Here is a 12524-nt window from a genome sequence, read left to right on the forward strand (position 1 = left end):
ACCGATACTGGATTGAACAATTGGTCGAGGTTTCCGATGCTCATCTTGGGTAAGTACGGCGGCAATTACGTGGGTCGTAGCGGATGGGATTTCCTTGGGGAACGTACCGATGCTACAAAGCTGCCAATACATGCACGTGATAAACATCAATCTGTCGTTTGTCTGTCTTATTGAAAGTCTGATCGAAGTGGTGCTTCTGTAGCGGCCGTGGCATGAGCTTTGACTATGATCTGGCGTTAAACCATTAACATACTTGTTCCCGTTGATGGCTCGGGAGCGACTTTGCACGCAATATGCAACACATCACACCTGCAGCGCGACGGCATCCTCGCGTTAAACCGCGCAGTCAAACGCTTGCATGACGGGCAGGACGGTGACGCGCTGCACCGTGGTCAACGGACAGACCCTTTAGCCACGCCCGCCAGAAAACAACACTTTTATGTCATCCCTTTCTCATTTCATTTCGCTCGCTCGCTACATTGATCTGACCCCCGCGCTGGCGCAGTCTGTTGGGTACGGCCAACCAGTTTTAGCGCCACCCGGTGGACCGGTCTCTGCGCATTGGCGCGCGGGCGGCGGAACTGCCGTGGGTCAAGTGCATCAGCCCGTTGTTGCCCCACAAGCTGCTGAGTTTTTAGAGGTGGCCTTCTCGTAAGGCTTTGTTGACTTGCTATGGTTTTATTTTGTCAGTTTTTTCGGATTTTCTTTTTGTTGATGGGTTCGGGTTTGCTATCTCAGCCCACCCTTGCCAGCATTGGCCAAATTGCGCCGGTGCGAATCGGTGTGCTGGCCTACAAAGGACCCGAGCTAATGCAGGAGGAATGGCAGCATGTCAGGAAATGGCTTGAAACTGCCATTCCTGAACGCCCTTTTATACTGCTGAATTTTGATCAGTCGGGGCTGACGCGCGCGATACATGAACAAGCGATTGACTTCGCCATCACCAGCAGCGGCCACTATGTAGCGCTCGAAAATAGGGAGGGCGCCAGCCGTATTGCAACCCTTGAGTCGCCTTGGGCCGTGTCGCCAGGGAAATCGATTGGATCAGCCATCGTGGTTCGCAACAATGCGCCACTGCATACCTTGGCGGATCTGGCAGGAAAGCATGTCATGGCAGTCGAACCGGATGCGTTCGGTGGATACCAAATCGCCGCAGGCGAATTGTTACGGGCCGGCGTCGATCCCGAGCGCGATCTGAGTCAATTGCAATTTACGGGTTTTCCTGTTCAAAAAATTTTATATGCGGTTCGTGCAGGTCAAGCCGATGCAGGGATCATTCGAACCTGTCTACTTGAGCAGATGGTGCGCAGCGGCGAGATTGGCGATGGGGAGTTACGGGTTCTTGTCCCCATCGGCACCCAGGGCCTGCGGTGCCAGACATCATCAAGGCTGTACCCTGACTGGCCGTTCGTTGTTTTGCCTCAAACCTCGGCGGTTTTATCCAAGCGCATAGCCATGGCCTTGCTGGCGATGCCGCGCACTGAAGAGGGCTACAGCTGGACAGTACCCGGCGATTACCAAAGTGTAGACGCGCTATTTCGCGAACTGAAAACCGGACCCTATGCATATTTGCGTGAATGGACTTTTGAGGTCGTTTTGCGGCGTTATTGGGGCTGGATGCTTCTGGGTCTGGCCCTACTGGTAGGCTGGGCAGTACACACCGTTAGGGTGGAATATCTGGTGAGTCAGCGCACTCGTGCGTTGCAAGCGGCGCAGGAGGAGCAGCGCCGGATGGCTGAAGAGGCGCTCATGCGCCAAGTCACGCTCGACCATACCGCGCGGCTGGCCATCCTGGGTGAAATGGCAAGCGCGATCGCGCACGAGTTGAATCAACCGTTGGCGGCAATTGGGAACTTTGCACGTGGCATGGCGCGACGCATCGCGGCAGGGCGACTGGAGCCTGTACCCTTGCTGGAAGGAACCAGTGAAATCGTGACTCAAAGTGAGCGGGCAGCAGGCATTATTCGCAACATCCGCGCTTTCGCCCAGAAAAGAAGTTCTGAACGCAAGTCGCTTGATCTAAAGCCGGTTTTGCTTGAAGCCGTCGCCCTGTTTAGCGCAACCCATCCCGAAGCTCGAGTTGTCTGGGAAACCACATCGACACAAACATCCGCAAGAGTGATAGCCGACGCCTTGCAGATTCAGCAGGTCATGATGAACGTGTTGAAAAACGCACTGGATGCACAGCAGTCTGCCGGCCATGCACAGGCGCCGATCAAGCTTCAATTTTGCATAGAAGCCCATACCTATCTCGTGACCGTCCGCGACTCCGGTTGCGGGCTTGCGCCAGAACAGTTCAGGCACCTGTTTGAGCCTTTTTTTACGACCAAACCAGAGGGTCTTGGCTTGGGCTTGTCGCTTAGCAAGGGCATTATTGAATCGTTTGGGGGAACGCTGTCCGTGAAGCCTAATGGCGGCGACTCAGGGCTGACAGTCCGCATCAGACTGCCTCAGGAAGAGTTATCCTGAACTCGTGCGTTTAGCGCTTGACTCTTTTAGAAACCTGCATGAAACCAGACTTTTTCAGTTTCGAACCTGCTCAATTCTTGAATAAAATTGCTTCGCATTTACTGCGTTTTCCACAATGATCGGTAGTTCCATGAACATACGCGATGCCGTGGTTTTTGTGGTCGATGATGACGCTGCCATGCGCCGTTCTCAGGCGTATCTTTTCGATTCGGCTGGCTGGCGCGTGGAAACCTTTGAGTCGGCGCAGGACTTTCTTGACCTTTACAAAGGGCATGTTCCTGGCTGCCTGTTGCTTGATGTGCGAATGCCCCTTATGAGCGGACTGGAACTGCAGCAAACGCTCAAGAATAGGCGTATTGGCCTGCCCATCATCTTTCTGACCGGCCACGGCGATCTGGCCATGGCAGTTCAGGCGATGAGAATCGGCGCCTGCGATTTTCTTGAAAAACCTTGCAAGGATCAGTTGCTGCTTGACGCAGTGACCCGCGCCGTACAGCGCAGCATTGAGGACTGCCTGGCCAGTGCGAAATCCCAAACGGCCCAATCCGCATTGACCGCGTTAACCGCACGCGAGCTTGAGGTGGCAACACTGATGGCGGCCGGGAAACCCAACAAGATCATCGCCCGTGAACTGGGTATCAGCGAAAAAACCGTACAGGTGCACCGCCACAACACCATGACAAAGCTGGGCATTCATTCGGGAGCAGAAATCACCCGATTGCTGATGGAGGCAAAAATCGAGCCTTTTGCTGCACCCTGACCCTGCGCCAGCCGCGTAGCGGTCAGCACGAAACTGGCCCCGAATTAACGGTCAGCATGTCCGCATGGATTAAGTCTGGTTCATACCCGCACCAGTCTGGCCGGCAAGCCCTGCCGCACTGCAGTGCCGGCGACAGGATCTACGAACACATTGCGCCCACTGCGGGTTGGGTCCCTTAAGCCGATGTCATTGAGATTGATGCCTGCAGCAATCGCGGGTACATGCACTTGCATCTTGTCGCCGATGCGATGCGCGCGGGCACCATGCTCACGATGACCAAAGCCGTGTTCAACTGCGATTACGCCTCGTTGTACGCCATGTCGCAACATCACGGTCGCCTTGGCGCGGCCTCCAGGAGTTTCGAGGTATACCTGGTCGCCGCTGCGCAAGCCCAGTCGGGCCGCATCTTGCGGATGTAGCGCCACAGGATTGTCTGGATGGATACCTCGCAAGCGACGCGCGCCGATACTGTATGCGTTTTGCAGCGGTGATTTATAGCTGATCAATTGCAGAGGCCATTGGGCCTCTGGGTAGCGCGTGCGTACCGTTGTGCCATCGGCAAAAGCGGGCTCCTGCCAAGACGGGGTGCCTGAAAAACGTTGGCCGGTCACGCTGTTTTTGCTGGTTCCGAGATTCTCGTTGTAGAGCAACATAGGTTTGATAAAGCGGTGTGTGGACCAGTCAGCAGGATAGGGGGTGTCTAGTTTTTCTTTAGGTACGACGGCACCCACCGCAGCGGGCAATTCAAGACCGAACATTTCCTTGTGGTTTTGGTAGCGTCCTCCCCGTGCCAGTATGAAAGCCACCTTGCGCCACTCTTCAGGCTTGAGGGTTTTTTCAAGTTGTGGCTGGATGCGGCTCACGCCCGACAGCAAAATATCCTCGTCGCTGGCTTCGGGCACGGGGATCTTGCCCTGCCATGCGATATTGGCACCACCACGCAGATACCAGTCCTCGGTCCGCTCCAGTGGGCAAGGCTGGCCTTCGCTGTCTGTCAGACCTGCCGGTCCGAAGCCAGGCAATTGCATGGTCTTGGCCAGCGCAAGAAAAAAAGTCTCCATCCCGATGGCCTGGCCATCAAGTAGTTTCTGGGATTTTGGCTCAACCACTGGCCAGCGCGCAGTGCTCATTTTGACAGCCACTCCGCCCCATGCACCTGCCCAGCCCCAGCTTTCGTACATCAGCGAATCCGGCACGATGTAATCGGCGAAAGCGGTGGTTTCATTAATGAACGGGTCGACGGCCACGATCAATGGCAGCTTCTTTGGGTCAGTTAGATCTTTTTCGATCTGAGCGCGCAGCCCCGGTATGCCATACAGTGGATTACAACTCCACAAGATCAGCGCCTTGAGAGAATAAGGGTAGCCATTGACGGCACTGGTCAGCCATTCGGATGCCAAACCGGGTGCGTTGGGATACCAGGGCGCCTGCGCCGGGTAGGCTTTGCCCGCAGCTTTCTTACGCTTGAATTCAGAAGTTTTTTCATAGGGCACATTGCGCCCGATCGGCATCCCGGTTGGCTTGACCTCACCGGCAAAGCTTTCCAGGTTGTACCGTGGCCCGGCACCAGCATCCTTGAAGCTGCCACCACTGACCAGTGTGCCGCCCTGGCGGTTCAAATTGCCGATCAGTGTATTCAGCATTAACAGCGAATATGCATTGTAAAAACCACTGCCCGCCATCATGCCGCCATGCGTGCTGACGACAGCACGCTTGCCGTGGCTGGTGAATTCGCGCGCCAGTCCTTCGATGATGTCTATCGGTATCCCACAGGCAGCAGAGTAGTCTGCCAAGCTGTGCTTTAGCGCTTCGGCGCGCAACATGCTCATGGCGCTTTGCAGTTTGAGTGTTTCGGTGCCGATGACCAGCGCGCGGTCAAAAAACAGATCGGCCCCCGCTTGGGCTTCAGTATGGATCATGGGCTTTTGCGTTGCCGGATCGAACACGACAAATGGATCCGTTTCCTTGTAGCGGTCTTCGGCAGTGAAGACCAAGCCCATGTCCGAGCCGCGCAAATAGCGGCCGTCGCGCGAATGACCCGGCTGCACGATTACCAGGTGAGTAGCGTTGCTCCAGCTAGATTCTCCGGCCGCCTCGGCCACCTTAAGGTTGGGCTGAACCAGATAGTGCCGATCGTAGCGTTCCTCCTCAAAAATCCAGCGGATCATCGCCATCGCCAGCGCGCTGTCGGTGCCCGGTTTGATAGGCACCCAGCGGCTACGGTCGCCGGAAGCCAGGCTGTCGGCGTTGGTCAGCACCGGATCGACCACTACATAGCTGAATTTGCGGTTACCCGAACGCGCCTTTGCGATCAGCGTGCCTTGGCGCTTGAACGGATTGCCGGCATTGCCTGGTGCCGTGCCAATGAAGATGCAGAATTCGACATGTTCAAGATCAACCCGGGCATGCGGCATCTTTTTCATGTCACCGAACATCGCGCCTGAACCACTGCGGTACGCGCCGCCGCAATAGGAGCCGTGGCCCACACTATTAATGCTGCCGTAGGATTGCTTGATAAACCGATCCACAAAAGCCTGCCGACCCTCATTGGTACTGGACATCAGTCCAACCTGATTGACTCTGGGTCCAAGTTCGGGTTGCTGAGGATCAATCGGTGTTTGCAAGTCGCGCAGGGTGCGCAGGCCTTCAACCTCGCCTTCACCAAAAAGGTTTCCGCCTTCCACGACTTCATTGATGAGTTGGTCAAAAGCAATCGGCTCCCAATGGCCGCTGCCGCGTGGACCGACGCGCTTCATCGGCGCAAGCACGCGAAACGGCGACTCCATTTGCGCCAGCACCCCGTTACCACGGCCGCAAGCGGTCGAGCGGCCGGCCAATCCTTTTTCCTGGTATCGGGTGAGCGATACAAAGCTGTCGCGGATCGAGGTTTGGAATGGCAGCGGCGGATCGGCCGACAGCGGACTGTAGGGATTGCCGGCGACGCGCAGCACCTTGCTGCTCTTTTTATCAATGCGCACCCGCACACCGCAAAAAGTAGTACACCCCATGCACATGGTGTAGCTGACTTGCTGCTCCGAGTTGATCTTCAGTGCACCTGTGGTGGGGTTAATACTGAATTCTGGCGCCAGTGAATTCCCGTCCAGGCGCTGCTTCGGCTTGTCCTTGCCGAGCGCGTGGTCGAGAATGCGCCCGGCGGTGGTTGCAGAGCCGGCGGCAAAAGCGGTCAAGCCTCCACCGATTGCGGCCTTGCGCAAAAATGAACGACGCTTATTGTCTTCCATGAATATCCCCTTAATTCTGGGCAGCCACACCAGAGGCGGCTGCATTAACTGGTTTTGTGTTGTGGCGGACCAGGGCCGATCCGGCCAGTGGCAGGTAATCCACCATCAATATCAGCAGTACGATCCATAAACCCAATGTTCCGATGATGCCGAGTAAGCCATCACTGCCAAGTGGAAGGTGGTAGTCGTAAAGGCCAGCGCCGGTTTTGGGAATGTCCTGGCCACCGATCAGGATGGTCCAGCGCATCATCCATGCGCTATGCACTGCAATTAGACCGGTCATCAGTCCGCTGGAGGCAGGGCGCCAGACAGCTAGCACCATTGGCACAACCGTTGCCAGCACCGCCCACACCGCCGTCAACTGCCATTGCGGCATGCCCGCCACTTGGCTGAAGGCGGCGCTGTGCGAAGCGCTGAGTCCGGACAGGCTGACAAACAGCCAAGCCCCACCCAAGGCCAATACACCTGCCAGCGCAAATACAAGCAGGCGGTTAAGGCTGATTTCGAGCTGCGTATCCCGGCCACCCACAAAGCGGTTGAACAAAAGCAGCAGGCCAATGGCTCCGACAAAAGCCGTCATCGCAAACTGCAGTGGCAGGAAAGGGGTGTTCCATAGCGGCCTGGCTTGCACCACCATCACCTCCATGCCGGTATAAATCGCCACCAGCACCGCACCCAACAGCGCCAACAACGCTGCGGCAACAACGGCCGGTTGCTTGGCCTTGCCGCCACGTCCGGCCATACGATAGAGCCGTGTCTGCAGTGAGTTGGCCTCTTGCCCCATCACCGCAAAATCGCCGCGCAGCGCCAGCCATGTGTAAAGCATCAAGCCGCCCAAATAGACTGGAATAAAGAATGAACCCCAGGACATCCAGGACTGCGGCTGGAAATGCAGGTAGAAGTTGTAAAACCGTCCAGGACCATGCAGATCGGCCAGCAAGGCGACGGGCGCCGACAATCCGCAAACCAGCGCACCCAGCAAGGCTAGGCGACCCAGCCTTGCATGCTGGCTGCGGCCGAAGACAAAATAGGGCAGCGTCAGTATGAAGCTGCAGTAACTCAGGCCGATCAGGAAAAAATACTGCACGGCCCACGGCAGCCAGGCAGTTTCCCGGGTGACATTGAGAATCTCGATGATTTGACTGTTCATGACATCAAACTCCGTGTCCGCTTGGTTTCCACAAGGTGCCTTCGCCTTCGACGTGACCCTGGAAACGCTTGTCCAGGCCAATGTAAAAAACATGCGGCTTTGTTCCCATTTCGGGCTTCAAAACTTTGACTTGGTTCTGCTCAAGAAGCTGGCGGACGGTGCTGTCTGGATCGTTGATGTCGCCAAAGATGCGTGCGCCGCCGACGCAGGTTTCAACACAGGCAGGCAACAGCCCGGAATCCACCCGGTGCGCGCAGAAGGTGCATTTATCCGCCTTGCCAGTGTCGTGGTTGATAAAGCGCGCGTCGTAAGGGCAAGCCTGGACACAATAGGCGCAGCCGACACAGCGGTCGCCGTCGACGACCACGACTCCGTCCGCGCGCTGGAAAGTCGCGCCGACCGGGCAGACAGGGATGCACGGCGGCTCGTCGCAATGGTTGCACAGGCGCGGCAGCATGTAAGTGCCTGAGTGCGCGCCGTCATTGACTTCGTAAGTAGAGACGATGGTGCGAAAACTGTTTTCCGGCACGGCGTTTTCCATAATGCACGACACCGTGCACGCTTGGCAACCTATGCACTTCTGCACATCGACCACCATCGCCCAGCGATGTTTGCCAGCATCAGCCTCAGGCCCCGCGGCAATTGCGGGCGCCAGCGCGGCTCCGGCGCTGATGGCTGGCAAGGCGCGTAAAAAGTTGCGTCGGGACTGGATCAATTTAGCCTCCTGTTGCTATTTGCCTTGTGGCGTACTTGCATGGTAGGAGGTGCAACGCTTTAAAGATATTGGACGTTCCAAGCGGTCGACTACACAAAATTGCCAATTTACAAGAATTAAAATTTGTGGTGGGAAGTCTCTTAACTCAGTCGCTATATTCTCCAACTGAGGACCGATACCCCAAGATGTAATATTTGCAGTGTGTTAGAGCCAGAGATAAATGTTGATCCGTTAGCTGGCCGTCAAGGCGCTGAGCAGTGATCTTGCCCCTGAAAAACTTATCCCCAGGGAATGTCTGCACAAGTCAGCCCGACTGTGGGGCTAAACGTTCAACACTGATAAAACAAATTAGCCTTGCCAGCAGTAATTCGAACTGCTCACCAAGAAGACGCTCAAGCGAGAATTTCTGTGCGAAATGAATCGGGTGGTGCCCTGGACTGCGTTGGTGGCGCTGATTGAGCCGTACGCGCCGGCAGGCAAAACAGGTCGCCCGCCCTTTGCCGTGCTGACCATGCTGCGCATTCACTTTTTGCCGCAATGGTTTGGCCTGTCTGACCCTGCGATCGAAGAGGCGCTGCATGATGTGCCGCTATACCGCGAGTTCGCCCAACTCGATTCCCGCCCCACCTCTGCCCGACGAATCGACCATCCTGCGGTTTCGCCATTTGCTTGAGACCATTAACCTGAGTGTGGCGCTGCTGGCCACCATCAATGCCACTTTAGCGGCCAAGGGTTTGATGCTTAAGACCGGCACGGTAGTCGATGCCACCTTAATACCCGCGCCGAGTTCGACCAAGAACAGCACCGGCCCGCGCGACGCCGCGATGCACCAGACCAAAAAAGGCGACCAATGGCACTTTGGCATGAAGGCGCACATCGGTGTCGATGCAGATTCCGGCTTGGTGCACACCGTCGTCGGGACGGCTGCCAAACTCAACGACGTGACCCAAGGACACGGCTTGCTGCACGGCGAGGAAGCTGTGGTATTCACAGACGCGAGGTACCAGGGGGCGACGACGAGGTCAGGCGCGACCGGTGTGGCCTGGCATACGGCGATGCGTCCAGGCAAACGCCGGGCACTGGATAAACAAACGAAGTGGGTGCGTTACTGGATAAAGCCGAACAACTCAAGGTCAGTGTGCGGGCCAAGGTCGAGCACCCGTTTCGGGTCATCATGTGCCAGTTCGGCTTTGCCAGGGTGCGCTACAAAGGGTTGGCCAAGAACCTGGCGCAGTTGATCACGCTGTTTTCATTGAGGAATCTGTGGATGGCACGCAGGCAAATCATGGGCGTGCAGGGATGAGTGCGCCTGCAATCCGGACAAGTGCCCGCCATGGAAGCGATAGAGCTGCAAACTAGGCCTCATATGGGAAGGAAATCGATGCGAACGCACTTTAGCTTTCATCTTGCGAATTTTTGACGCTTAACGCTCACTGTGGCCGGGGTTATGCAGACCTTCCCTAGCTTAAAGTGCGTACCAAGTGCTTCTTTATCGGTGAATCTGTGCAGATTCTGGCAGCGAACCCCCATAGAAACCGGGAGGTTGAGGTTGCGTGAACACCCGTACATGCACGGCAGGGGTCGTGTATTTAACACTGGAACAGCCCCCTGGAATTCAAGAAATAAAAAAACCAGGTCATCTGACCTGGTTTTTTTTGTATCCGCCTTGGGGGATCCTTTCGTTCTGCGCTGTGGTATCCGCAGGAGGCAACCCTTCCGGCCAGAATTACAGCACTTCGCTGGCAAAATCCGCGAGTCGTGAGCGCTCTCCGCGCGCCAGCGTAATGTGGCCGCCGTGTGGCCAGCCTTTGAATCGGTCCACGGCAAAGGTCATGCCCGAGGAGCCTTCGGTGAGGTAAGGCGTATCAATCTGCGCCAGGTTGCCCATGCAGACAATCTTGGTGCCGGGGCCGGCGCGGGTGATAAGGGTTTTCATCTGTTTGGGCGTCAGGTTTTGCGCCTCGTCGATGATGACGTATTTATTGAGAAAGGTACGCCCGCGCATGAAGTTCATGCTTTTAACCTTGATGCGCGAGCGGATCAGTTCGTTGGTTGCCGCGCGTCCCCATTCGCCGGAGCCGTTGTCGGTTTTTCCCAGCACTTCCAGGTTGTCGTCGAGCGCACCCATCCAGGGGCCCATTTTTTCCTCTTCGGTGCCCGGCAGAAAGCCGATGTCTTCCCCGACCGACACCGTGGCGCGTGTCATGATGATTTCGGTGTAGCGACGGTCATCGAGCACCTGCGTCAGGCCGCTGGCCAAGGCCATCAGTGTTTTGCCGGTACCCGCCGTGCCGGCCAGCGTGACAAAGTCAACTTCCGGATCCATTAGCAGGTTCATGGCAAAGTTCTGCTCGCGGTTGCGCATGGTGACGCCCCAGGTCGCGTTTTTCAGGTGGGTGTAGTCCTTGAGTGTTTTCAGGACCGCAGTTTTGGCCTGTATTTCGGTAACCCGGGCATACAGCGGTGGCTCACCGGGGGCTTCAAAAAAAACGAACTGGTTGATTAGCAGGCTGGGGACTATGGGGCCCGAAATGCGGTAAAAAGTGTGGCTGCCCTGTTGCCAGCTTTCTATGGTCTTGCTTTGTCGCGTCCAGAAATCGGCCGGCAGGGCCAGCGAACCGGAGTACAGCAGATCGCCGTCTTCCAGAACCTTGTCGTTCTGGTAGTCGTCAGTGGCCAGCCCGAGTGCGCGTGCCTTGACGCGCATGTTGATGTCCTTGGACACCAGCACCACCTCGCGGGGCGCGTGTTCCTTGCGCAGGGCCTCCACCACGCCAAGGATCTGGTTGTCAGCCTTGCCCTGGGGCAGGCTGACAGGCAGCGTGTAGTCGAGTACTTTTGTCTGGAAAAACAGGCAACCGCTTGCTTCGCGGTGCCCCGTTGTGTCGAGTTTGAGACCCTTGCCTATGTCAGCGCCCTGGGCTCCCGCCAGCGCGTCCAGGGTGCGGCTGGTCTGGCGCGCATTTCGCGCTACCTCGGTCATGCCTTTTTTGTGATCGTCGAGTTCCTCAAGAACGATCATGGGCAGAAAAATATCGTGCTCTTCAAAACGAAACAAGCACATCGGGTCGTGCATCAGCACATTGGTATCCAGCACAAACAACTTGGCCGCGCCAGTATGTCTGGTTTTTTTTGCCCTCAAGGCAGTTTTTGGCTGTTGAGCGCTCTGTTTTTTATAGCTGGCGGTGGCCGTATTATCTGGACCAGAGCGTTTTTCCCCTAAATAAACTGCTGGTTGACCGCCGCCACTGGCCAGGCGGCTGTCAGACAGCTCCAGTGTCGGTGGCTTTTTAGCCGATTCCGTGTTTTCCGTCTTTCGCGCGGTTTTCACGGGCGCACGGGCCGGTGCATCGAGGGCATCGGGAGAGAGCAGGGCGGCACGTTTAATCGGGGCAGGGGGCAGGGGCATGGTGCTTAAAACTCTCTAAATAAAGTTTCAGAAATGAAAAAGCCGCCTCTGGACCAGGGCGGCTTTTTCTTTGAGCGCAGTCGTGAGGGTCAACAGCATGAGTTGATTATGCACAACTCAAACGACCCTCCGCAATCTTTTAAGCCGCCTTCTTGAGGCCCTTGACCGCCTTGAGGACGTCATCGACATGGCCCGGGACTTTCAGCCCGCGCCACTCCTCTTTCAGCAGGCCATCGGTGCCCACCAAAAAGGTGCTGCGCTCAATGCCTTTGACCTTTTTGCCGTACATAATCTTATTTTTGACGACACCGAACATGTGGCACATTTTTTCTTCGGTATCTGCAATCAGCTCAAAGGGAAGTTCCAGTTTGGACTTGAATTCGTCGTGCGATTTCATGTTGTCGCGAGACACTCCAAACACGGTAGCGCCCGCCTTGACGAAATCCTTGTAGCGGTCACGAAACTGCATGGCTTCGGTGGTGCAGCCCGGGGTATTGTCCTTGGGATAAAAATACAGCACCACGACCTTCCCCAGATGCGTTTGGTTTGATACTTTGAGGCCACCCGTGGCGTTCGCTTCAAATTCGGGGAGTGGTTTATTGACGACGACTGCCATACTGAGTGGACCCTGACGAAAGTAGTTGTAATTAGCCGCAACTGTTAGCACGGACCCAGACGGTAAATCAGGGTATGGTGCCAAGTGCAACCCTATATTTTACTCTGAAAGACGCGAAGCCTTGCCTCATGCCTGTTCTGGCTCGATCAGAAGGGCTGCGATG

The 12524-nt window shown here is 56.2% G+C and carries 7 protein-coding genes and 1 pseudogene; 3 read left to right on the top strand and 5 right to left on the bottom strand.

Features of this window, described 5'->3' with window-relative positions; genetic code table 11:
- Positions 1-672 precede the first annotated feature (672 nt).
- The gene (locus tag HHJ19_RS14295; RefSeq protein WP_296908499.1) at positions 673-2469 is read left to right on the top strand and encodes a sensor histidine kinase; all 1797 of its coding nucleotides are present in this window, start codon (positions 673-675) and stop codon (positions 2467-2469) included.
- A 115-nt stretch (positions 2470-2584) separates the two neighbouring features.
- Positions 2585-3229: a response regulator gene (locus tag HHJ19_RS14300; RefSeq protein ID WP_296908500.1), complete on the top strand. Its 645-nt coding sequence runs from the start codon at positions 2585-2587 to the stop codon at positions 3227-3229.
- 80 nt (positions 3230-3309) lie between these two features.
- On the opposite strand, the gene HHJ19_RS14305 is transcribed toward HHJ19_RS14300, so the two are convergent.
- Genes HHJ19_RS14305 through dsrO form a run of 3 tightly spaced genes read right to left on the bottom strand, consistent with a single transcriptional unit; the run spans position 3310 to position 8336 of the window.
- Positions 3310-6471, bottom strand: coding sequence for a molybdopterin dinucleotide binding domain-containing protein (locus tag HHJ19_RS14305; protein ID WP_296908502.1), 3162 nt, complete (start codon positions 6469-6471; stop codon positions 3310-3312).
- A gap of 10 nt (positions 6472-6481) precedes the next feature.
- A complete protein-coding gene (gene nrfD / locus HHJ19_RS14310; protein WP_296908504.1) occupies positions 6482-7621 on the bottom strand; it encodes an NrfD/PsrC family molybdoenzyme membrane anchor subunit in 1140 nt (379 codons plus the stop codon).
- 4 nt (positions 7622-7625) lie between these two features.
- Entirely contained in the window at positions 7626-8336 is a 711-nt protein-coding gene (dsrO, locus tag HHJ19_RS14315; RefSeq protein WP_366929413.1) for a sulfate reduction electron transfer complex DsrMKJOP subunit DsrO, read from the bottom strand.
- A gap of 338 nt (positions 8337-8674) precedes the next feature.
- On the opposite strand from dsrO, the pseudogene HHJ19_RS14320 reads away from it, so the two are divergent.
- Positions 8675-9639: pseudogene (locus HHJ19_RS14320) on the top strand (IS5 family transposase).
- A gap of 423 nt (positions 9640-10062) precedes the next feature.
- Here HHJ19_RS14320 and HHJ19_RS14325 read toward each other — a convergent pair.
- Both HHJ19_RS14325 and HHJ19_RS14330 read right to left on the bottom strand, forming a co-directional pair.
- A complete protein-coding gene (locus tag HHJ19_RS14325) occupies positions 10063-11745 on the bottom strand; it encodes a PhoH family protein (RefSeq protein WP_296908506.1) in 1683 nt (560 codons plus the stop codon).
- 139 nt (positions 11746-11884) lie between these two features.
- Complete coding sequence (locus HHJ19_RS14330) at positions 11885-12361, bottom strand: peroxiredoxin (RefSeq protein WP_296908508.1); 477 nt, start codon at positions 12359-12361, stop codon at positions 11885-11887.
- Between the last annotated feature and the right edge of the window lie 163 nt (positions 12362-12524).

It is taken from the genome of Polaromonas sp. (genome assembly GCF_012927415.1).
Lineage (GTDB): Bacteria > Pseudomonadota > Gammaproteobacteria > Burkholderiales > Burkholderiaceae_C > Polaromonas.

What these genes read in the sequence shown, in the direction of transcription:
- HHJ19_RS14325 (WP_296908506.1), bottom strand. Translation starts at nt 11,745, where the DNA reads ATGCCCCTGCCCCCTGCCCCGATTAAACGTGCCGCCCTGCTCTCTCCC.
- HHJ19_RS14295 (WP_296908499.1), top strand. Translation starts at nt 673, where the DNA reads ATGGTTTTATTTTGTCAGTTTTTTCGGATTTTCTTTTTGTTGATGGGT.
- HHJ19_RS14330 (WP_296908508.1), bottom strand. Translation starts at nt 12,361, where the DNA reads ATGGCAGTCGTCGTCAATAAACCACTCCCCGAATTTGAAGCGAACGCC.
- HHJ19_RS14300 (WP_296908500.1), top strand. Translation starts at nt 2,585, where the DNA reads ATGATCGGTAGTTCCATGAACATACGCGATGCCGTGGTTTTTGTGGTC.
- HHJ19_RS14305 (WP_296908502.1), bottom strand. Translation starts at nt 6,471, where the DNA reads ATGGAAGACAATAAGCGTCGTTCATTTTTGCGCAAGGCCGCAATCGGT.
- nrfD (WP_296908504.1), bottom strand. Translation starts at nt 7,621, where the DNA reads ATGAACAGTCAAATCATCGAGATTCTCAATGTCACCCGGGAAACTGCC.